Origin of the sequence: Micromonospora haikouensis (assembly GCF_900091595.1) — a bacterium.
In the GTDB taxonomy this organism is placed as follows: Bacteria; Actinomycetota; Actinomycetes; order Mycobacteriales; family Micromonosporaceae; genus Micromonospora; species Micromonospora haikouensis.
Map to the genome: position 1 here is coordinate 40,531 of NZ_FMCW01000007.1, position 21,856 is coordinate 62,386.

At 74.9% G+C, this 21,856-nt stretch carries 17 protein-coding genes; 8 read left to right on the forward strand and 9 right to left on the reverse strand.

The window, feature by feature from the left end:
- Positions 1-36: 36 nt before the first annotated feature.
- A complete protein-coding gene (locus GA0070558_RS08865; protein ID WP_091277582.1) occupies positions 37-1,230 on the reverse strand; it encodes a PucR family transcriptional regulator in 1,194 nt (397 codons plus the stop codon).
- Between the two features lie 101 nt (positions 1,231-1,331).
- On the opposite strand from GA0070558_RS08865, the gene GA0070558_RS08870 reads away from it, so the two are divergent.
- The 3 genes from GA0070558_RS08870 (at position 1,332) to GA0070558_RS08880 (ending at position 7,242) form a co-directional block, all read left to right on the forward strand.
- Positions 1,332-2,990 (forward strand): FAD-binding dehydrogenase, encoded by a 1,659-nt coding sequence (locus GA0070558_RS08870; protein ID WP_091277584.1) that lies wholly within the window; start codon positions 1,332-1,334, stop codon positions 2,988-2,990.
- A gap of 212 nt (positions 2,991-3,202) precedes the next feature.
- Positions 3,203-4,954 (forward strand): M28 family metallopeptidase, encoded by a 1,752-nt coding sequence (locus GA0070558_RS08875; protein ID WP_091277586.1) that lies wholly within the window; start codon positions 3,203-3,205, stop codon positions 4,952-4,954.
- A gap of 221 nt (positions 4,955-5,175) precedes the next feature.
- Positions 5,176-7,242 carry an ABC transporter ATP-binding protein gene (locus GA0070558_RS08880; protein ID WP_439709581.1) on the forward strand — a complete coding sequence of 689 codons (2,067 nt, stop codon included), beginning with the start codon at positions 5,176-5,178 and terminating at the stop codon, positions 7,240-7,242.
- A 104-nt stretch (positions 7,243-7,346) separates the two neighbouring features.
- Here GA0070558_RS08880 and GA0070558_RS08885 read toward each other — a convergent pair whose 3' ends face one another.
- From GA0070558_RS08885 to GA0070558_RS08915, 7 genes are all read right to left on the reverse strand, one after another.
- On the reverse strand, positions 7,347-8,717 hold the full coding sequence (locus GA0070558_RS08885; RefSeq protein WP_091277587.1) for a molybdopterin-dependent oxidoreductase: 1,371 nt from the start codon (positions 8,715-8,717) through the stop codon (positions 7,347-7,349).
- A gap of 78 nt (positions 8,718-8,795) precedes the next feature.
- Positions 8,796-9,452: a hypothetical protein gene (locus tag GA0070558_RS08890; RefSeq protein WP_091277589.1), complete on the reverse strand. Its 657-nt coding sequence runs from the start codon at positions 9,450-9,452 to the stop codon at positions 8,796-8,798.
- Positions 9,449-10,870, reverse strand: coding sequence for a selenium-binding family protein (locus tag GA0070558_RS08895; protein ID WP_091277591.1), 1,422 nt, complete (start codon positions 10,868-10,870; stop codon positions 9,449-9,451). Before GA0070558_RS08895 ends, GA0070558_RS08890 begins: the two co-directional genes overlap by 4 nt.
- 152 nt (positions 10,871-11,022) lie before the next feature.
- Positions 11,023-11,538 carry an NUDIX domain-containing protein gene (locus tag GA0070558_RS08900; protein ID WP_091277593.1) on the reverse strand — a complete coding sequence of 172 codons (516 nt, stop codon included), beginning with the start codon at positions 11,536-11,538 and terminating at the stop codon, positions 11,023-11,025.
- 88 nt (positions 11,539-11,626) lie between these two features.
- On the reverse strand, positions 11,627-12,178 hold the full coding sequence (gene ybiA, locus GA0070558_RS08905) for a riboflavin biosynthesis intermediates N-glycosidase (protein ID WP_176734149.1): 552 nt from the start codon (positions 12,176-12,178) through the stop codon (positions 11,627-11,629).
- A 185-nt stretch (positions 12,179-12,363) separates the two neighbouring features.
- Positions 12,364-13,011: an SRPBCC family protein gene (locus tag GA0070558_RS08910; RefSeq protein ID WP_091277597.1), complete on the reverse strand. Its 648-nt coding sequence runs from the start codon at positions 13,009-13,011 to the stop codon at positions 12,364-12,366.
- Complete coding sequence (locus GA0070558_RS08915) at positions 13,008-13,481, reverse strand: ArsR/SmtB family transcription factor (RefSeq protein ID WP_091277598.1); 474 nt, start codon at positions 13,479-13,481, stop codon at positions 13,008-13,010. The genes GA0070558_RS08910 and GA0070558_RS08915 overlap by 4 nt, the downstream gene beginning before the upstream one ends.
- Positions 13,482-13,634: 153 nt before the next feature.
- On the opposite strand from GA0070558_RS08915, the gene GA0070558_RS08920 reads away from it, so the two are divergent.
- The 3 genes from GA0070558_RS08920 to GA0070558_RS08930 all read left to right on the forward strand — a co-directional run bounded on the left by GA0070558_RS08920 (position 13,635) and on the right by GA0070558_RS08930 (position 16,446).
- Positions 13,635-13,985: a YciI family protein gene (locus GA0070558_RS08920; RefSeq protein ID WP_091277601.1), complete on the forward strand. Its 351-nt coding sequence runs from the start codon at positions 13,635-13,637 to the stop codon at positions 13,983-13,985.
- A gap of 5 nt (positions 13,986-13,990) precedes the next feature.
- On the forward strand, positions 13,991-15,238 hold the full coding sequence (locus GA0070558_RS08925; RefSeq protein ID WP_091277603.1) for an RNA polymerase sigma factor: 1,248 nt from the start codon (positions 13,991-13,993) through the stop codon (positions 15,236-15,238).
- Between the two features lie 176 nt (positions 15,239-15,414).
- Positions 15,415-16,446: a DUF559 domain-containing protein gene (locus GA0070558_RS08930; RefSeq protein WP_091277605.1), complete on the forward strand. Its 1,032-nt coding sequence runs from the start codon at positions 15,415-15,417 to the stop codon at positions 16,444-16,446.
- A gap of 75 nt (positions 16,447-16,521) precedes the next feature.
- Here GA0070558_RS08930 and GA0070558_RS08935 read toward each other — a convergent pair whose 3' ends face one another.
- A complete protein-coding gene (locus GA0070558_RS08935; protein ID WP_256091827.1) occupies positions 16,522-16,971 on the reverse strand; it encodes a MarR family winged helix-turn-helix transcriptional regulator in 450 nt (149 codons plus the stop codon).
- 79 nt (positions 16,972-17,050) lie between these two features.
- Here GA0070558_RS08935 and GA0070558_RS08940 point away from each other — a divergent pair, with 79 nt between their 5' ends.
- Both GA0070558_RS08940 and GA0070558_RS08945 read left to right on the forward strand, forming a co-directional pair.
- Complete coding sequence (locus GA0070558_RS08940; protein WP_091277607.1) at positions 17,051-18,850, forward strand: ABC transporter ATP-binding protein; 1,800 nt, start codon at positions 17,051-17,053, stop codon at positions 18,848-18,850.
- 300 nt (positions 18,851-19,150) lie between these two features.
- Positions 19,151-21,856, forward strand: a complete 2,706-nt coding sequence (locus tag GA0070558_RS08945; RefSeq protein WP_091277609.1) for a type 1 periplasmic-binding domain-containing protein — start codon at positions 19,151-19,153, stop codon at positions 21,854-21,856.

Below are 21,856 nucleotides of genomic sequence, written 5' to 3' on the forward strand. Positions count from 1 at the left end.
GAGCCGCCCCGGCAACAGGTGAGCCAGGGCGGGCGGTCAGGGGCGGCGGACCAGGTGGTGGCGCAGCGCCAGGTGCAGGGCGAGCCGGGCGTCCGGGTCGTCGAGGTCCGCGCCGTAGCGTTCCCGTAGCCGGCGCATCCGGTACCGGACGGTCTGCGGGTGCGTGTGCAGCAGCCGGGCGGTCTCCACCACCTGGCCCTGGGTGTCCAGCCAGGTGGCGAGCGTCTCGGCCAGGGCCCGGCGGGCGGCCGGCCCGAGGGGCGCCAGCGGGGCCAGGGCGCGGGCGACGAGCCGGTCGGTCAGCCCTGGCTCCCAGTGGGTGAGCAGGGTGAGCAGGTGCGCGTCGCAGTCCACGACGCCGTCGGCGGGAAGCGCCCCGGCGGCGTGCAGGCGCAGCGCCCGCCGCGACAGCCGGTACGACGCGCGGGCCTGCCGCACCGGCACGGTCGGGCCGAGGGCCGCCCGCCGGCCGGTGAGGGCCCGGCGCAGCGCGGCGATCCGGCCCGGGGCGTCCGGGTCGGGCAGCACGATCCGCACCGCGTCGTCGATGACCGTGGCCACGGCTCCGCCGCCGACGGCGCGGGCGAGGTGCTCGTCGTCGGAGCCGTCGACGCTGATCACGGCGACGGTGGCGGGCAGCGGCCAGCGGGCGGCCTCGGCGGCGGAGTGCAGCGCGGTGTCGGCGGGCGGGTCGGGCTGCACGAGCAGGGTGATCAGCCTGCGGCGGACGACGATCCAGTCGTGTGCGGCGTCGCGCTGCTCGTCGAGGTAGCCCTCGGCGGCGGCCCCGGCGAGGGTGTCGGTGTAGCCGAACAGGGCGGCGGCGATCACGTACAGCTCGTCGGCGGCCAGCCGGTCCGGTCGTTCGGGCGCGACGAGGAACGCCCAGATGGCCCGGGCTCCCACGGTGAGCACCGAGCGCAGCGCGTCGACGCGGTGCCCCTCCTGGTATTCGGTGCGGCCCAGCGCGTGGAACACCTGCCGGGTGTCGGCGAGCGGGAGGGTCGGCTCGGCGACGGCGGCCACGAACGCGTCCACGGCCGTCCGTACGCCCAGGGCAAGGCCCCGGCCCTGCTTACCGGTCAGCGACCGGCCCTGCTCGCGCATGGTGGCCCGGACCGCGTCGAGGGTCCGCTCGTGCAGCGCCGCCCGGACGGCCCGCAGCCGCTCGCCGACGTGCCGGGGCAGCCCGCCGAGGCGGGGCTCCAACTCGGCGAGGCTCTCCGCCACCGCGCCGCCCCCTCGCGTTTGTCATCCGGATGACAGTTCCGGGCGCGAAACCTGCTTCCGCGTACCACTGATTTTGGCACCCGGGTCCGTAGGGTTCCGGCATGGATGCGGATGTGATCGTCGTCGGGGCCGGCCTGGCCGGTCTGGTCGCCGCCACCGAGGCCGCCGACGCGGGCCGGACGGTGCTGCTGCTGGACCAGGAGCCGGAGCAGAACCTCGGCGGCCAGGCGTGGTGGTCGTTCGGCGGGTTGTTCCTGGTCGACTCGCCCGAACAGCGGCGGATGGGGGTGCGCGACTCGGTGGAGCTGGCCTGGCAGGACTGGCTGGGCAGCGCCGCGTTCGACCGCCCGGAGGACCACTGGCCGCGCCGGTGGGCCGAGGCGTACGTGCACTTCGCCGCCGGGGAGAAGCGGTCCTGGCTGCGGTCGATGGGGCACCGGCTCTTCCCGGTGGTGGGCTGGGCCGAGCGGGGCGGCGGCGCGGCGGACGGGCACGGCAACTCGGTGCCCCGGTTCCACGTCACCTGGGGCACCGGCCCCGGCGTGGTCGAGCCGTTCGCCCGCCGGCTGGCCGCCGCGGTGGACGCCGGCCGGGTGCGGCTGCGCTTCCGGCACCGGGTCGACGGCCTGGTCACCACCGGCGGGGCCGTCACCGGCGTACGCGGGGCCGTGCTGGAGCCCAGCGACGTCCCGCGCGGCGCGCCCAGCTCCCGGGTCGAGGTGGGCGAGTTCGCGTACGCGGCGCAGGCCGTGGTCGTCACCTCGGGCGGCATCGGCGGCGACCACGACCTGGTGCGGGCGGCCTGGCCGGCGCGGCTCGGCGACCCGCCGAAGCGGATGGTCTCGGGCGTGCCCGCCCACGTCGACGGGCGGATGCTCGGCATCACCGAGGCCGCCGGCGGGCAGGTGATCAACCCGGACCGGATGTGGCACTACGTCGAGGGGCTGCGCAACTGGGACCCGATCTGGCCGCAGCACGGCATCCGGATCCTGCCGGGGCCGTCGTCGCTGTGGCTGGACGCCACCGGCAGGCGGCTGCCCGCGCCGCTGTTCCCCGGCTTCGACACCCTCGCCACGCTGCGCCACCTGCGCGCCACCGGCCACGACCACAGCTGGTTCGTGCTCACCAGGAGGATCGTCGCCAAGGAGTTCGCGCTCTCCGGCTCCGAGCAGAACCCGGACCTGACCAACCGCAGCGTCCGGCAGGTGATCGAGCGGGCCCGCGCCGGCACCCCGGCCCCGGTGGCGGCGTTCCTGGAGCGGGGCGCCGACTTCGTCGTCGCCGACACCCTGGAGGCCCTGGTGGCCGGGATGAACGACCTCGTCGCCCCCGACGGCGGCCCGACCCTGGACGCCGCCCGGGTGCGGCGGACCGTCGAGGCCCGCGACCGCGCCATCGCCAACCCGTTCGGCAAGGACGCCCAGGTCGCGGCGATCCGGGGTGCGCGGGCGTACCGGGGGGACCGGCTGATCAGGGTGGCCCCGCCGCACCGGCTGCTGGACCCGGCGGCCGGGCCGCTGATCGCGGTGCGGCTCAACATCCTGACCCGCAAGACCCTCGGCGGCCTGCACACCGACCTGGACGGGCGGGTGCTGCGCCCCGACGGGCAGCCGCTGCCCGGCGTGTACGCGGCCGGCGAGGTGGCCGGCTTCGGCGGCGGGGGCATGCACGGCTACAACTCGCTGGAGGGCACCTTCCTCGGCGGCTGCCTCTTCTCGGGTCGGCAGGCCGGCCGGGCAGCCGCCGCGGCGACCCGCTGACGGACCGCGCCCCGAGCTGGGGTGATCAGCGGATCAGTATGACCATGATGGATATTGACCGCTGAATCGACGCGTGTAAGTGTTTCCTTCCCTGGAACGAACGTCGCGGCGCCCCCTCGCCACGCCGCCGGACCCCGCCCGCCCCACCCTCGCGAGCGGGGTCCGGTCACGCCCAGGTGCACGACACCCCCTACCTGCACCGAGGAGCACCCATGAGACGCACCACAGTGACAGCGGGCCTGGCGTTCGCCGCCGCCCTCGCGCTGACCACATCGACGGCGGCCCTGCCGGCCACCGCCGCCGAGGTCCCCGCCGCCCCCGCTGCCGCCCCGGCCGTCGCGGCGCTGGCCGCGCCGGACATCTCCGTGACGAACGTCCAGGCCCACCTGAGCCAGTTCCAGAGCATCGCCACCAGCAACGGCGGCAACCGTCGCTCCGGCTCCGCCGGCTACACGGCGTCCGTCAACTACGTCAAGGGCAAGCTCCAGGCCGCCGGCTACACGGTCACCGAGCAGACCTGCACCAGCTGCACCTACTCGGGCAACAACGTGATCGCCGAGTGGCCGGGCGGCGCCCCCGCCGACCAGGTCATCATGTTCGGCGCGCACCTCGACGGCGTCACCGCCGGCCCGGGCATCAACGACAACGCCTCCGGCTCGTCGGTGCTGCTGGAGAACGCCCTCGTGCTGGCCCAGCAGAACCCGAGCCTGACCAAGCGGGTCCGGTTCGCCTGGTGGAACGGCGAGGAGCAGGGCCTGCAGGGCTCGAAGTTCTACGTGAACTCGCTCAGTGCCACCCAGAAGGGCTACATCAAGGGTTACTACAACTTCGACATGGTGGCCTCGACCAACGGCGGCTACTTCATCAACCGGGTCACCTCCACCACGGCCGCGCCGCTGAAGGCGTACTGGGACTCCCTCGGGCTGTCGCCGGAGGAGAACGTCGAGGGCCAGGGCCGCTCCGACGACTACTCCTTCCAGCAGGCCGGCATCCCCACCTCCGGGTACGCGATGGGCGCCAGCGCCACCAAGACCTCCGCGCAGGCCACCAAGTGGGGCGGCACCGCCGGCTCGTCCTACGACCCGTGCTACCACCGGGCCTGCGACACCACCAGCAACATCAACGCCACCGGGCTCAACCGCAGCGCCGACGGCATCGCGTACGCGATCTGGGACCAGGCCGTCGGCGGCGGCACCCCGACCAATGACTTCTCCGTCGCGGTGAGCCCGACGTCCGGCAGCATCGCCCGGGGCGCCTCCACCACCGCCACGGTCTCCACCGCCACCACCTCCGGCAGCGCCCAGACCGTCGCCCTGTCCGCCACGGGCGCGCCCAGCGGGGTGACCGTGTCGTTCAGCCCGTCGTCGGTGACCTCCGGCGGCTCGTCCACGATGACGATCGCCGCCTCCGCGTCGGCGGCCCCCGGCACCTACGCCATCACGGTCACCGGCACCGGCTCGGCGACCCGCACCGCCACCTACAGCGTCACCGTGACCGGCACCGGCGGCTGTGCCGGCGGCCAGGTGGTCGGCAACTCCGGCTTCGAGAGCGGCGCCACCGTCTGGACCGCGTCCTCGGGCGTCATCACCAACTCGGCCAGCCAGGCCGCGCACGCCGGCTCGTACAAGGCGTGGCTCGGCGGGTACGGCGGCAGCCGCGCCCAGACGCTGTCGCAGTCGCTGACCGTCCCGGCCGGCTGCGCCACGTACACGCTGTCGTTCTGGCTGCACATCGACACCGCCGAGACCACCTCTATCAGGCAGTACGACAAGCTCACCGTCGCCGTCGGCGGCACCACCCTGGCGACGTACTCGAACCTCAACAAGGCCAGCGGCTACACCCAGCGCACCTTCGACGCCGCGGCGTACGCCGGCCAGACGGTCACCCTGACGTTCACCGGCGTCGAGGACTCGTCGCTGCAGACCAGCTTCGTCGTGGACGACGTCACCCTCACCGCCAGCTGAGGTGCAAGGAAGGGCCCCTTGTTAACGCCTGCGGTATAGCAGGGTTCCCTTCTCACCGGCGCGGGGTGGCGAGAGCCGCCCCGCGCCGGCCGGGGATCGGGTTGCGACACGTGTTCGACATGCCGATGACGTGCTGACATCGATCGGTCGCGCACAGTAGGCTCCCGGTGGTCGTCGGTGTGCCGCCGGTCGCGCGGCCCGCGCCCGCCTCGGAGGTGCCCGTGAAGAGAGCCGTCCGCCAACGCCGATCACCCGACGCCACCACCCCCGCCGAGCCCAGGCCGACGGCCCCCGGCACGGCCCCCACGCCGGGGGACCCCGCGCGGGAAAGCGCCGCGCCGGCGGGCGGAACGGCGGAGGGCGCCGCGCCGGCGGGCGGCGCGCCCGACACCGCCGAGGCGTCGGTGCTGCCCGAGCTGGAGGACCGGGCGTGGATGCACCACGCGACCGAGTTCGCCCACACCACCTTCTGGGCGGTGGCCCGCCGGCTGCCCCGGCTGGCCCGCGAGGCGGTCGCCCTGGCCTGGGCGACCAGCCGCCGGGACACGGCCGCGTCCATCGGGCTCAACGTGGCCGCCGGGGTGATGACCACCCTCGGCCTGCTGGCCACCACCGGCGTGCTGCGCGAGCTGTTCGCGGCGGGCCCGACGCCGGACCGGATCCGGGCGGCGCTGCCGGCCCTGGCCCTGGCGGCGGCGGCCGTGACGGCCAAGGGCGCGCTGACCATCGCGGCCGGCTGGGCGCAGGCCCGCCTCACGCCGCAGATCAACTACCAGGTCGAGCTGCGGCTGTTCGAGGCGACCACGGCCGTCGACCTCGCCGCGTTCGACGACGCCGGGTTCGCCGAGGAGATGGACCGGGCCCGCGAACGCGGGGTGACGGAGGCGGCGTTCGTCGTCGATCACACCGTCAACCTGATCACCGGTGTGGTCGGGGTGCTCGCCACCGCCGCGGCGGTCACCGTGATCCAGCCGCTGCTGCTGCCCTGCCTGCTGCTGGCGGCCGTGCCCGAGGCCGCGACCGCCGTGAAGACGGCCCGCCGGCAATACCTGGAGATGCTGGCCCGGTTCAACCGTCGTCGCCGGATGTGGATGCTGGCCAACCTGATGGCCAACCGGCACACCGCCGCCGAGATCCGGGCGTACCAGATGCGCGACTTCCTGCTCGGCGAATACCGCAAGATGATGGCCACCGAGACGCGGGCCCACCTGCGCCTGGTCCGCGTCCAGACCCGGACCAGGGTGCTCGGCACCGCCACCGCCGGCCTGGCCACCTTCGGCGTGTACGCGGTCCTCGCCGGCCTGCTGCTGGCCGGCATGGTGGCGCTGGCCGCCGCCGCGACGGCGCTGATCGCCCTGCAGTCCGCGCGGTCCAGCCTCGGCGTCGCGGTGTTCGCCACCAACTCGCTCTACGAGGACGCCCTCTACTACCAGGACTACCGGGACTTCCTCGACCGCGCGGTCGGCCGGACCGCCGCCGGGGGTGACCGGCCGACCGGCGGGTTCGACGTCATCGAGCTGGACCGGGTGAGCCTGCGGTACCCGGACACCGACCGGCCGGCCGTCGACGAGGTCAGCCTGGCCGTCCGCCGGGGGCAGGTGGTCGCCCTCGTCGGCGAGAACGGCTCCGGCAAGACGACCCTGGCGAAGCTGATCGCCGGCCTGTACCGGCCCACCGGCGGGACGATCCGCTGGGACGGGGTCGACGCGGCCGAGCTGGACCCGCGCCAGGCCGGCGCGCAGGTCGCCGTGCTCACCCAGGAGTGGTGGAAGTTCCCGTTCACCGCCGGGCAGAACATCCGCGTGGGCCGGCACGACCGGCCCGCCGGGCACCGGGGGCCCAGCGTGGAGGACGCTGCCCGGGCCGCCGCCGCGCACGACATGATCGTCGGCCTGCCCTTCGGCTACGACACGCTGCTCGACCGCGAGTTCAAGGACGGCCACGACCTCTCCGGCGGCCAGTGGCAGCGCCTCGTCGCCGCTCGTGGCCTCTACCGGGACGCCCCGCTGCTGATCTGCGACGAGCCGTCGGCGGCGCTCGACGCCCGCGCGGAGCACTCCCTCTTCCAGCACCTGCGGCGGCGTCCGGACCGGGCGGTCGTGCTGATCACCCACCGGCTGGCCAATGTCCGGCACGCCGACCAGATCTTCGTGCTGGAACGCGGCCGACTCGTGCAGCAGGGCACCCACGACGAGCTGGTCGCCGCCGACGGGCTCTACCGGGAGCTGTTCCACCTCCAGGCCAGCGGCTACGTCGCCGACACCGAGGGCGTCGCCCCGCCGCCCTGACCGCCGCCTTCGAAGGCGCCGCCGTGCCGGCCGGCGACAGGAAGGCTTCGCGCTCCGGCCGTCGACACCGGAAGCGCCGCGCACCGGCCGCCGGGACAGTGGCGTCAGCAGACCGTCACCGGGTGCCGGACGACGCCGTCGAAGAGGTACCCGAGGTCGTTGTGTCGGGCCCGGCCCGGCTGGCCGGCGCCGGTGGCGTCGGTGGCCCGCGCGCGCAGCATCACCGGGCCGGGCCCCGCCGGCCGCCAGCGGGCCGTCCAGCGTTGCCACGGGCCGCCCGCGTCGGCGCTGACCAGCTCGGCCGGTCGCCAGCCGCCGTCGCCGGTGTGCACCTGCACCGACCGGATCGGGCCCGCCCCCGACCAGGACCGGCCACGCAGCAGCACCTCCGCGCCGGCCGGGACGCGGGCGTCCCAGGGCAGCTCGAAGGCGCTCTTCACCGACTGCGCGCCCAGCGCCGCGCCGTCGGCCGGGTAGCCGGGGCCGAACATGCGGTAGAGCTGGGTGTTCCACGGCGAGAACAGGGCGGTCGCGGAGACCTCGACCGGGCCGACCCACTTGATCGAGGAGACGCCGATCCAGCCGGGCACCACCACCCGCACCGGGTGGCCGTGGTCGGGCGGCAACGGCTCGCCGTTCATCTCGTACGCCAGCAGCACGTCGTCGAGGGCCTTGCCGACCGGCAGGGGGCGGCGGACCCGGCCCAGGTTCACGCCGCCCGTGACGTACTCCGGGTCCAGTCCCTCCGGCATGACGTCGACGGCCGCGCCGGTCAGCCCGGCCCGGCGCAGCACCTCCGCGAGCCGCACGCCCCGCCAGTGCGCCACGCCGACGCCGCCGAGCCCCCACGCCACCCCTGGCGTCGGCCGGCCCTGCTGACCGGCGAAGAACCGGCGGCCGTTGCCGGCGCACTCGACGAGCGCGGTGACCCGTTCGGCGGGCAGCCCGCGCAGGTCGTCGTAGCCGAACTCGACGGGCCGGTCCCGGGTGGGCGCGCCGCGCAGGCCGTCGCCGAACAGGCTCAGCCGCCAGGTCCCGGCGTCGATCCGGGGGGTGTGGGTGTGGTTGCGGACGAAGAACCGGTCGGTCGGCACGACGTACCCCTGCCCGGCCATCGCCTCCCAGCGCATCTCGGCGTTGGTGTCGTGCCGGGCGAACAGCTGCGGCGGCAGCGGCTTGACGATGCCGGGCGGGCCGTCGCCCGCGTCTGCGGCGGGCCGGGAGTCGGGCGCGCCGGACCCGGAGCCGGGCCCGGCGGCCCCGGGGTCGGTCGCCCCGGGGTCGGTGCCGACCGGCTGGGGTGCGACGGCGACCGGCTCGCGCTCGGCCGCGGCGGCGGCGAGGGCGGTCATCGCCGCGCCGAGTTCGAGCAGGCGCGGGCGGGGGACTCCCGCGCCCCGGGCCCGCCCGGCGAGCCACTGGCGGGCCCGCCGGGCGTCGTGGTCGGCCTCGTCGTGCGACAGGTGGTGCGGCATCGGGGTTCCCTCCGGCTCGGCGACAACTAACTCCTATTGAACCAGTAGGAGTTAGCGGGGCGTCGCCGGCGGTGCTCCTCAGGTCGCCGCGACCAGCGTCACCACACCGGCGGCCACCAGCACCCCCGCCCACAGCCGGTCCACGTTGAACCACGCCCGCCGCAGCACGCCGACGCCGAGCACCTCGTACACGACCACGGCGGCGGCCAGCGCGACGCCGAACATCGCCACCGTGTGCACCCCGGCGGCGGCCAGCCCGGGCAGCGCCCCGGCAGCGGCCTGCCCCGGCAGCGCCCCGGCCGCCGCCAGGTGCCCGGCGTGCCCGCCGCCGACGACCGGCTCGGCGAGCAGCACCGGCAGCAGCATCAGCCCCGCCCCGTGCGCCGACGACATCAGGAACGACCAGCCGGCGAGCTGCGCGTTCGACAGCCGCATCCCGGCCCAGCGGAAGTGCCGGCGCGACAGCAGCCGCCACAGCCCGAACCCGACCAGCAGCACGCCGCCGGCGACCGCCACGGCGGTGCTCGCCGCGACCGACCGGGTGGCCGTGACCAGCGCGGCCACCACGCCGACGGAGACGAGGTGGCCGAGCGCGATCGGCGGCAGCGACGCCAGCAGCACCCGCCGGCTGCGTTCCTGCAACCCGCGGGCCACCGCGAACAGCCAGCCCATGGCCGGGTTCAGCCCGTGGAACGCGCCGAGCCCGGCCAGCGTCAGCCAGGTCGTCGCGGTCACGGGAAGCAGTACGAGTCGGAGGACGCGTCGCCGCCCTGCAGCCGGGTCTGGTGCACCCGCAGCCCCCGGAACTCCTCGCGGCGCGGGAAGAACCGGGCGTCGGGGGTGAGGCCGCCCGCCTCGGTGTCGACGTCCAGCTTGGCCAGCCACGCGCCCACCCCGTCGGGATAGAACTGGTCGTCCCACGAGCCGTAGAGCGAGTTCGACACGTACACCCGGCGGCCGTCGCGGCTGATCTCCACCATCTGCGGGCCGCCGGCCAGGGGCTCGTCGGGGAAGCCGGGGTGGGGGGTGCGCCGCACGATCCCGCCGAGGCGCACCGAGCCGGTCAGCACCGGGTGGAACGGGTCGCTGACGTCGTACTGGCGCAGCTCGCCGGTGCCCCAGCAGGAGACGTAGAGGAACCGGTCGTCCACGGACAGGTCGATGTCGGTGACCAGCGGCGGCACGGCCCCGAACGGCTTGAGCAGGTCGGGCAGGTCCGCCGCGTCGGCCGGCTCGGCGGGGATGTCGATCACCTTGGTCACGGCCCACGCCTCGCCGTCGCGGTGCTCGCCGTCGCGGTGCCACAACCAGATCGAGGCGGACAGGTCCTCCACGCTGATCACCACGCCGACGAAGCCGTACGTCTGCGTCGGGTCGTGCGCGGGGCGCAGCTCCAGGGGCATCTGGTACGCGTCGCCGAGGTCGACCCGCTGCACGTGCCGCCGCCTGGCCAGGTCCCAGAAGTGGATCGCGTGCCCGTACCGGCGGCCGAGCAGCAGCTCGCCGACGATCCCGTCCTCGATCATCGACGGGGTGCCCCACTCGCTGGTCACCAGCACGTCGTGGTTGAGGTGCCACCAGAAGTCGTACGCGAGGTGCTGCGGGCCCCGGTCGGCCTCCCACGCCCCGCGTACGTCGAAGGTGGTGTGGTCGAGGATCGCGATGCCGCCGGGGCCGTCGGCGTCGCCCGCCCCGCCGAGGGCGGACAGGTAGATGCCGTCGGGCCCGCAGTGCACGGTGTGCGGGCGGGAGTATCCGGCCCGCTCGGCCAGCTCCCCGGGCTCGATCACCTTGACCAGCTTCGGCGCGCGCGGGTCGGGCTTGGTGTCGTAGACGTGCACGCGCGACGAGCGCAGCCCGGGGACGATCAGGTAGCGGCGCTCGACGTGCGGGTGCGGCGCGGTGGGGCAGAGCGCGCTGCTGCAGGCGTTCCAGCCGAAGTGGTGCAGCTCGTCGCCCGTGTGCGGCAGGTCGGTCCAGCCGACCACCCGCCCGTACTCGGGGGAGTCGGGGTCGGTGTCGAGCACGGCGAGCGCGTCGGGCCGCTCGGCGGCGCGGTCGAACGCGGCGACGTACGCCAGCTTCTCGGCCGGGGCCTGCGCGGCCTCGCGCGGCGACGGGTAGAACGACGGGTCGGGGGTCCAGCGGGTCATCGGGTCTCCGGGTCGGGTGGTGGGCGGCTCCAGGTGCGGGCACGCCGAGGCGGCCGCGGGCGAGAGCAGCCTACTAACCCGATAGGTTATGTGGGTAGTGTGCCGGCGTGGTCGTCCCACCCCTCAGGAGGCGACAGTCGGCCGGATGCCCGTCAGGCTGGCCGGTGGGCGGCGAGGAAGTCGGCGAGCACTTGGGTGTGGGTGGAGAACGCCAGCTCCACCGGTTCGGTGACGACCAGCCACTCGGTCGCCTCCTCCGTCGGCGCCGACGGAGGCAACTGCCCGGCGGCCTGCTCCGGCAGCGTCCCGAAGACCATCATGGTGCCGCCCGCCGGCGCCCCGTGCACCGCGAACAGCTGCGCGTCGTCGGCGGACGCCACCAGCCCCGTCTCCTCCCGCAGTTCCCGCACCAGGGCCTCCTGCCACGCCTCGCCGTACTCGATGAAGCCGCCGGGCAGGGCCAGCAGCCCGCGCGCGGGCTCGATGTCCCGGCGGACCACGACCACGCCGAGGCCGGCGTCGGTGCGCACCGGCAGCACCGCGACCGCCACCGGCGTCGGGTTGCGCCACACGGTCTGGCCGCAGGCCGCGCACACCCGGGGCCAGTCGGCCGCCGCCGGGTAGCCCGCGCCGCAGTAGGAACAGTGGGAGTACGGTGCGCCGGTCACGCCCGGCACGTTACCGCGTCGGCCGCGCGCCTCCGGCCCGGGTGCCAGCCGGCTGGCCGGGGCAGGGCGGGGCGCTGGTGGGGGCGGGTCAGGGGCGCAGGGCGGCGCGGGCGGCCATCAGGGCGAAGCCGAGCAGGTTGTCGCCGCGCCAGCGGGCCGGGTCCTGCGCGTCGGGGTCGCCGGCGGCCAGGCCGATGCCCCACACCCGGTCCACCGGGCTCGCCTCGACCAGCACCCGTTCGCCCGTGCCGAGCAGGAACGCACGCAGGTCGTCGTGCGCGGCGAACTTCGCGACGCTGCCGGCCACGACGATGTCGTACCGGTGCGCCGCCCAGGTGGCCTCGTCGAAACCGCGGACCGCGCGCCCGAGGGCCTTGGCCCGCTGCGGGTGCCCGGCGGTGAGGACGCGCGCCGCCGTGTCGTGGTCGCCGAACAGGGCGGCCTTGTGCCACATCATCCAGTGCTCGGCGGTGGCGAAGACCCGGCCGTCCACCGTGAACGGCGCGGGCCACCACTGGCTCAGGCAGCCGGCCCCGGCCGTGCCGTCCGGCCGGGGGCGGTGCCCCCAGAAGTGCAGGTAGCGGACGCGGGTGCCGGCGTCGCCCAGGGCGAGCAGATCGGCGACGGAGCGGGGCGACATGGCCGACAGTCTGCCGAACGCCCCCGACACCGCGCCGCCGGTTTACCCGTGGCCGGCCCGAGCGCGTCGACCCGCCCGGCCGGTCCGGCCCTCGCCGGCCGTGGTACTTGCCGGCCCGGCCGACCTGCCGGGCCGATTTGCTGGGCCGACCTGCCGAGCAGACCTGCCGGCCGCCGGCCCGGCGGTCAGCCGGCCGGGGCCCCCGTGTACGCCTCCGTGGTCCGCCGCGCCGCCGCGGCGGCCTGGGCCGGATCGGTGCCGGCCGCCGCGCTCGCCTCGCCCCAGAGTCGGCTGACCGTCACCAGGAACTCCCGGCCCTCGGTCGAGGCGGCCCACTCTGCGCCCCGCGCGGCCGGGTTGTCGTCACCGCCGTCCCCGGAGTGCAGGTAGGTGGCCAGCCCGACCAGCCCCATGTCCCAGCCGACCCCGACCGCCCCCGGGCCGAACTGGTCCCAGATCGCGTCGTCGACGTGCGCGACGTGCTCCAGCGTGAACCGGGTCCGGCCGCCGGGCTCGGGGGAGAGCCGCACCTCGATCCAGCTCACCTGGTCGCCCATCTCCCAAGTGGCGGCGAAGCTCTCCGGCGGGTCGCAGCGCTGCACCTCGCCACCCGCGTTGCCCTCGAACTGGTACCGGCCGTGCAGCCGCAGCTCGCCGCTGATCGGCAGGAACCAGCGCGGGATGCGGTCGGCGTTGGTGCAGGCGTCCCAGACGTCCTCGACCGGCGCGTCGTACGTCTGACTGATGGTCATGACCCGGGCCTGCCCGGCGGGCAGCACGCGGCTGCCCACCCGACGTTCCACGGCGCTGATCTGGTGCGTCGCGTCGATCATCCTGGTCTCCTCTTCTCGGCTCTCTCGTTCTCGGGTGCGGCGGACGCCGGGGGCCCGGCGGCCTCCTGGGCCCCGGCGGGCTGCGTGGCTTCGGCGGACGCCGTGGCCCCGGTGGGCTCCCCGGGCCGGTCGGCTTCCGCGGCGAGGCGGCGTTCCCGGCGGCCCCGCGCCAGCTCGGTGGCCAGGGCGTGCAGGGGCGGGGTCCAGAACCGGCGGAAGTGGCCGAGCCAGTCGTCGACCTCGCGCAGCGGCTCCGGGTTGACCGCGTACAGCCGCCGGGCCCCCTGCGGGCGCACCGTGGCGAAGCCGCTGTCGCGCAGCACCCGCAGGTGCTGGGACACGGCCGGCTGGGAGATGCCGAACTCGGCCCTGATCACCTCGCAGACGGACCCGGCGCTCCGCTCGCCCTCGGCGAGCAGTTCGAGGATCCGCCGGCGTACGGGCTCGCCCAGCACGTCGAAGGCATGCACCCACCTTTTATATCAGAGCCGCCTTATATAAGCCGAGGTTGACAAAAAACTCCTCGGGCGGCGTGTCGATCCCGGCCGGTCCCGTTCGTATGGAGGGTGCAGGGTGGACGTGGAGGCCGGCAGCGTGCCGGCCGCGCGACCGAGGAGGACCACATGGGGCAGTACCTGATCAGCATCTATCACCCGGCCGACACGGGGCGGCCGGACCCGGAGTTCCTCGCCGGGGTGATGCGTGAGGTCGCGGCGATCCACCACGAGCTGGTGGAGGCCGGCTCCTGGGTCTTCGGGCAGGGCCTGCGCGCGCCGGAGACGGCCACCGTGCTGCGGGCCGACGGCGACGGGATGCTGGTGACCGACGGCCCGTTCGCCGAGGGCAAGGAGTACCTCGGCGGGATCACCATCGTGTCGGTGCCGGACCTCGACGTCGCCCTCGACTGGGGCCGCCGCTACGCGCGGGCCACCACCCTGCCGGTCGAGGTCCGTCCCTTCGCGGGCGGGTCCTGACCGGCGTGCCCGGGCACACCGACGTCGGGCACACCGACGTCGAGCGCGCCTTCCGCGCCGGCCACGGTCGCGCCGTCGCGGTGCTGATCCGCCTCCTCGGCGACATCGACCTCGCTGAGGAGGCGGTCCAGGAGGCGTTCGTCGAGGCGGCGCGGCGCTGGCCGGTCGACGGCACGCCGCCCAGCCCCGACGGCTGGATCATCACCACCGCCCGCAACCGGGCCGTCGACCGGCTGCGCCGGGAGGAGACCCGGGCGCGGCGGCACGCCGAGGCGGCCCTGCTGCACGCCCCCGCCGAACCGCCCGAGGAGGGGCCCGTGCGCGACGACCGGCTCCGGCTGCTCTTCACCTGCTGCCACCCGGCGCTCGCCCCGGCCGCGCGGGTCGCGCTGACCCTGCGGCTGCTCGGCGGGCTGAGCACCGCCGAGATCGCCCGCGCCTTCTTGGTGCCCGAGCCCACCATGGCCCAGCGCCTGGTCCGGGCCAAGGCCAAGATCCGCGACGCCGGCATCCCGTACCGCATTCCGCGCGACGCGGACCTGCCCGACCGGCTCCGCGGGGTGCTCGCCGTGGTCTATCTGATCTTCACCGAGGGGCACACCGCCAGCGCCGGGGAGCACCTCGTCCGCGACGACCTGTGCGCCGAGGCGATCCGGCTCGGCCGGCTGCTCGTCGAGTTGATGCCCGACGAGCCCGAGACGCTCGGCCTGCTCGCCCTGATGCTGCTCACCGAGTCCCGCCGCCCCGCCCGCACGGCCCCCGACGGGGATCTGGTCCCGCTGGCGGAGCAGGACCGCAGCCGCTGGGACCACGCCCTCGTCGCCGAGGGGCACGCGCTCGTGCGCCGCTGCCTGCGCCGCGCCCGCCCCGGCCCGTACCAGCTCCAGGCCGCGATCGCCGCCGTGCACGGCGACGCGTCGAGCGCCGCCGACACCGACTGGGCCCAGATCCTCCAGTTGTACGACCACCTCGCCGCCCTCGCGCCGAGCCCCGTCGTCGCGCTGCACCGGGCGGTGGCCCTCGCGGAGGTACGCGGCCCCGCCGAGGCCCTGGCGGTCGTCGACGAACTGGGCGGCGCAGCCTCGCCGCTGCTCCGCTACCACGTCTACCACGCCGTCCGCGCCGACCTGCTGCGCCGCCTGGACCGCCCCGAGGAGTCCCAAGAGGCGTACGAGACAGCAATCGCCCACACCGCCAACACCCGCGAACGCACCCACCTCGCTCGCCGCCTGGCGGCGCTCGCACCCCCGTGATCGTCTGTCGAGAAGTGAGCCGACACGCCGACGATCGTCTCCGAAATCAGCAGACGATCGAGGACGCCTTACCACATCCTCGCCCCGAGCGGGCCTCGTCCACAGCGGAGCCCCTGTCCACAGCCGGCGGCCGGCGGGGTTGCGGCGCGGGGACGGCCACCGACACCGTCCATGCCGTGGACGAACCGCTTCGAGCGCTGCTGGACCGCCATGACGGCCTGCTCACCCGGACGCTGGCGACCCAGGTGGTGCCCGCCTGGGTGCTGCGACACGCGGTGGACACCGGCGACCTGCTCCGCGTGCTGCCCGGCGTCTACGTCGAGTCGTGCCGGACGCGGCCGGGTCGTGCTGGGCTCGCCGCGCCCGCGCCTGGCTCTGCTGAAGTTGCCGTGCTCCCGCCCGGCTCGGCTGGGCTGGCTGCGCCTCTGTCCCGCTCGGCTGGGCTCGCCGTGCTCCCGCCGGAACTGCGGCACCGCGCCGCCGTGGCGTACGCGCAGGGGCGGGGCGCGCTCGGCGGACCCACCGCCCTGCACGCCTGGGGTGTGCGCCGGCAACCCGAGGACGAGGCCGTGCACCTCGACGTGCCGGCCCGGTCGGGCCTCCGCTCCCGGCCACCGCACCTGGTGCTGCACCACCGGCACGGCTTCCGCCCCGAGCCGCCGCAGGCGGTGACCCGCCGGGGCCTGCCCGTCGTCCCGCTGGAACGGGCACTGGTCGACGCCTGGCCGCTGCTGCCGGCCGTGGACCGCCCCGCCCCGCTGATCCGCGCCGTCAACGACGGCCTGACCACCCCGGCGCGCGTCGGGGAAGCGCTCGCGGAGGCGCCCCGGCTGGCCCGCCGCGCCGCGCTGCGCGTGCTGCTGGACCGACTGTCCGTCGGCTGCCGCAGCCCACTGGAGGTGTGGGGACACGACCACGTCTTCACCGGGGCGCAGCTGCCCCGGCTGCGCCGGCAGTTCCGGGTACGGATCGAGGGGCGCACCATGTATCTCGACGTCTACGCCGAGCAGGAACGGGTCGACTTCGAGCTGGACGGGGCGACCGCGCACGGTGACCCCCGGCAGCGGGAGATCGACCTGCGCCGCGACGCGCTGCTGGCGACCCGGGGCATCCTCGTGGTGCGCTTCGCCCACCGCCGGCTGGTGCGCGAGCCGGCCCGGGTACGCGCCGAGGTGCTGGCCATCCTCGCCAGCCGCCGGGCGGCCTGACGGGCCGGGCTGACGGGCCGGTCGGACCGGCCGGTCGGACCGGCCGGGCACAGAAGGAGGCGGGGCGGTCGGCGGTCAGTCGCGCAGGGTCCGCAGGATGCGGGCCAGGTGGGCCCGGTCGGCGGGGCTGAGCCCCCCGAAGAGGCGCTCGGCCTCGGCGTGCCGGGCGGCGCGGATCGCCGCGGCGACGCGTACCCCCTCGTCGGTGGGGCTGACCAGGGTGGCCCGCCGGTCGGCCGGGTCGGGGCGGCGGGCGACCAGGCCGCGCTCCTGGAGGCCGTCGACGACCTCGGTGGCGGAGCGCGGCGCGATGCGCAGGTGCTCGGCGAGCGCGCTGAGCCGCAGCGCGCCGTGCCGGGTGAGGACGCCCAGCGCCCGCGCCTGCCCGGGGTTGACCTGCCACGGTTCGAGGGTCTGCCGGGACAGGTGGCGCAGCCGGCGGGCGACGGCCCAGAAGCTCTCGGCCAGGCCCTCCTCGTCGGCGCTCACCGCAGTGGCGGGGCTCACCGGGATGTCGGCGCTCACCGGAATACGGTAGCAGAGAATGCTGTTGCTCCCTCATGATGAGGTAACCTCAGCATTGTTCCCGACGAAGGGCGGTCCCTTGGACACACCCACCACCCACCGCGAGGGCCGGGGCGGCCCCCGCACCGTCAGCCCCGCCGAGAAGGCCCAGGCCCGCCAGGTGCCGCTGCGCCGGGTCGGCCGGCTCTTCGCCCCGTACCGCTGGCAGCTCGCCACCGTCACCGCGATCATCGTGGTCTCCTCGATCGTCGCCATGGCCTCGCCGTTCCTGCTGCGTGCCGTGATCGACCGGGCCCTGCCCGAGCGCGACCTGCCCCTGTTGTCCCGGCTGGTCCTCGGCATGGTCGCCGTCGCCGTCGTGACCGCCGCCCTCGGCGTGGTCCAGACGTGGCTCTCCACCCGCGTCGGCCAGCAGGTCATGCACCGGCTGCGCACCGACGTCTTCGCCCACCTGCACCGGCAGTCCATCGCGTTCTTCACCCGCACCCGCACCGGCGAGGTGCAGTCCCGCATCACCAACGACATCGGCGGCATGCAGACGGTGGTCACCTCCACCGCCACCTCGATCGCGTCGAACCTCACCACCGTCGTCGCCACTGCCGTGGCCATGGTGGCGCTGTCCTGGCGGCTGTCGCTGATCTCCCTGGTCGTGCTGCCGCCGTCGATCTGGCTCACCCGCCGGGTCGCCCGGATGCGGCGCGAGATCACCGCCCAGCGGCAGCGCGAGCTGGCCGACCTCAACGTCACCATCGAGGAGGGGCTGTCGATCAGCGGCGTGCAGCTCAGCAAGACCCTCGGCGCGGGCGGCGCGCTCGTCGACCGGTTCGCCGCCTCCTCGGCCCGCCTCGTCGACCTGGAACTGCGCTCCGACCTCGCCGGCCGCTGGCGGATGGCCTCGATGAGCGTCATCTTCGCCGCCATCCCCGCGTTCATCTATCTCGGCGCGGGCCTGCCCGGGGCCGCCGGCACGCTCAGCATCGGCACGCTGGTCGCGTTCACCGCCCTGCAGGGCGGGCTGTTCCGGCCGCTCATGGGCCTGCTCGACGTGGGCGTCTCGGTCACCGCGTCGATGGCGCTGTTCGCCCGGATCTTCGAGTATCTCGACCTGCCCGTCGAGGTCGACGACCCCGCCGACCCGGTCGACATCGACCCGCGCCGGGTGCGCGGCCACGTGCGGATCGAGGGCGTCACGTTCACCTACCCGGGCAGCGACACCGCCGCCCTCGCCGGGATCACCCTCGACGTGCCGGCCGGCACCGGCCTGGCCGTCGTCGGGCACACCGGCTCCGGCAAGAGCACCCTTGCCGCCCTGGTCAGCCGCCTGCACGACCCGACCGCCGGCCGGGTCACCATCGACGGCGTCGACCTGCGCGACCTGCGGCTGACCGACCTGGCCGCCGTCGTGGGCGTGGTCAGCCAGGAGACCTACCTGCTGCACACCACCGTGCGGGAAAACCTGCGGTACGCCCGGCCGGACGCCACCGACGCCGAGATCGAGGACGCGGCCCGCGCCGCGCAGATCCACGATCTCATCGCCGCCCTCCCCGACGGGTACGACACCATGGTCGGCTCGCGCGGCCACCGGTTCTCCGGCGGGGAGAAGCAGCGCCTCGCCATCGCCCGCACCCTCCTGCGCGACCCCCGGGTGCTCATCCTCGACGAGGCCACCAGCGCGCTGGACACCGAGACGGAGCGCGCGGTGCAGCGGGCGTTCGACGAACTGGCCCGGGGACGCACCACGATCACGATCGCCCACCGGCTGTCCACCGTGCGCGACGCCGACCAGATCGCCGTGCTCGACCACGGCCGCATCGTCGAGTCCGGCACCCACGCCAGCCTGCTCGACCGCGCCGGCCGCTACGCCACCCTCGCCGCCTGACCCCCGACCCCCCTTCCCTCCCGTCCGCCCCACGTTCGCGCCGGTGATCAAGAGAAGAGCGTCAGATTTGATCTCGACGATGGCGCAAACCTCTTGGTCACCAGGGGTGGGCAGAACGCGGGGCCGGGCGATCGCGGGTGGGATCGGGAAGTTGACAGTTCCGGTGGGGACCTCGATCACCGCCTACCATCGAGCGACCGGTTTCACTGTTCGTTGTGCGGCACGACGGGGTGTTCCTTTCCGGCGAGGCGGCGGGACCGACGATTTCGCGGATTCTTCGGCGGCTTCGGGGCGGGGGACATGACCGAGGAGAGGGTGCCCGAGCAGGGCCGGCGGGCGTACGCCGAATTCCACCGGCTGGTGGAGCTGATCGAGTCGATGGTGCTGCGGCCCGCGCGGCGCGGCTGGCGGCTGCCGCTGCTGTGCCTGGTGTCCCGGCCCGGCACGCCGTCGCCGCTGGCCATGCTGGCGCACGTGTTCGCCGCAGAGGAGCGGCGGGTGCCGCACGTCCGCCTCGACGCCACCGGCCGGGACGTGCGCGCGCTGCTGCACGAGGCGTACACGGGGCTCGTCGCCGGGAACTTCGGCGGCGCGGACCGGCTGGCGTTCCGCCACTACGCGCTGGCCGACGGGCTCATGCAGGTGAACCTGACCGGCGTGGCGACCAACCGGCGACGCCAGGAGCTGATCCGGCAACTGCGCGAGCGGATCTCGCAGCGGGCGGCCTCGGACGGGCAGCAGGCCCCGCCGGACCCGGGCGGTTGGCTCGGGGTGCTGCTGTGGTTCACCCTGCGGGTCCTGCCCCGCCTGATGTTCTGGCTGCTGACCAAGGGCTGGCTGTTCGGGGCGGGCCGCCGGTTCCGCTGGTTCCTGCGCCAGCAGTATCTCGCCCCCGAGCTCGCGGCCGGCGACTTCGTCGCGTTCGCCAGCCGGCTCACCGTCCCGTCCCGCCAGACGGAGGACCAGGAGCAGATCGACCTGCTGCTCGTGCACGCGTTCCTGCAGGACCTGCGCGTGGAGTACCGCCGCCGGCCGTGGCGGCTCAAGCCGTGGCGGCGCACCTCCTGCCCGGTGCTCCTGCTCGACGGCCTCGCCCCGGGCAACGGCGGGTACGCCCTGGTCAGGCTCATCAACGCGGTGCGCGACGAGACGGGCCGCTCGGATCCCCTGCTGGTCATCGCGAACGGCCACGACGTGCCGCCGGACGGGCTGTCGCCCACCGACCCGGCCGTCGCCGGCCAGCTCGTGCCGCTGGACGGGGTGGAGGGGGCGTACCGGGCGTGGCGCAGCGGCCTGGCGCGGGCCCGGCGGGCGCGGGAGGACAACGCCTGGTATCTCCAGGTGGAGGTCCCTGCGGCCGACCTCACCCCGTTCCGCAACCGGCTGTCCCGGATCGTGCCGCCCCGCCCGCCGTGGCTGGCCCGGCCGGTCGCCCTCGTGGCGCTCGTCGCGGTCGTGCTGACCACCTTCGGCGTGTGGCAGATCCCCGGGCAGGTGCAGCGGTGGCGGGCGGACTGCGAGTGGCCGCCGTCGGCCACGGGTGGGCTGGTGCACACGGCGGTCCGCGACGGCCAGTGCATCGGCTACAGCGACAACGGGCGGCAGCTCTTCAGCCGCGACGCGTCCCTGCTCGCCGTGCAGCGGCAGATCTTCGACCAGAACCGGGAGGTCGAGGCGGCGTGGGCCGTCCGCCGGGACCGGCCCCGGGTCACCCTGGTCTACTTCGGGTCGCTGACCAAGCCCGACGCGCTGCCCGGGGAGGAGACGTTCGCCGGGGAGCGGGAGGAGTTGCAGGGCATGGCGGCGGCGCAGCGCCGCGCGTACCTGGAGGCCAACGACGACCGGGCCAACCCGTACCTGCGGATCGTGGTCGCCAACGCGGGCCAGGAGATGCGGTACGCCGCCGACGTGGTGCGGATGCTGGCCGACCTGGCCCGCGACGAGCCGACGGTGCTCGGCGTGGTCGGGCTGGTGGAGAGCCGCAAGGCGGTGCAGGACGCGATCAAGGCGCTGGGCGACCTCAATCTGCCCGTCCTCGCGCCGACCCTGTCGGCCGACCGGATCGCCGACGCCTCCAGCCGCTACCTGCAGATCTCCGCGCCGAACATCGACGAGGCGACCCTCGTGCACGACCACGTCACCGAGGTGCTGAAGAAGAAGCGGATCTTCAACTTCTACACGTACGGCAACGTCGACCCGGACGAGGGCGCGCGCGGCGACCTGTACGTCAACACGCTGCGCGACGGGCTGCGGTCCCGCTTCGGCGGCGACGCCTACCAGGAGACGTACTGGCGGCAGGGGGTCGACCTGACCCCGGTCTGCGCCGACCGCTTCGGCGACGGCGTGGTCTTCTTCGGCGGGCGCTACACCGAGTTCGGCGCGTTCGCCGCCCGGCTGGCCGAGAACTGCAGCGGCCGGGTGCCGCTGCTCATCGGCGACGACTCGGTCAACCGCTACCTGGCGAACACCGCCGCCCGCCGGCCCGCGCCGGACAACCTGCCTTTGGCGTACGTGGTCAAGGGCGAGCTGGCCTACTGCAACCGGGTCATCGGGGCGACCGACATCGAGCGCAAGCTCTTCCTCACCGACGTGCGGACGGTGCTGTCGCTGTGCCAGTCCAACTCGCCCATCGGGGAGCGGGTCGGGCTGGCCTACGACGCGACCCGGCTGCACCTGCGGGCGGTGCGCACCATCGCCGGCAACCTCTCCGCCCCCGCCGGCCGCGAGTGGAACCCCCGGGAGGTCACCCCCACGACGGTGTACGTCACCATCCGCGACGTCGCCGACCCCGCGTACCGGGGGGTGACCGGGCTGATCCGGTTCGACGCCAACGGCATCGCGGTCGGCAAGCGGCTCACGTTGCTCTGCGTGCCCAACATCCGCAGGGCGTTCGACTCGCCGTCGGACGTGCCGAGGGAGATCGACCGGTACCCGATCGACCCGGCGGAGAACAAGCTGTACGGCACCCCGCCACCCGACCGCCGGCCGTGCACCGCGCAGGGGTGA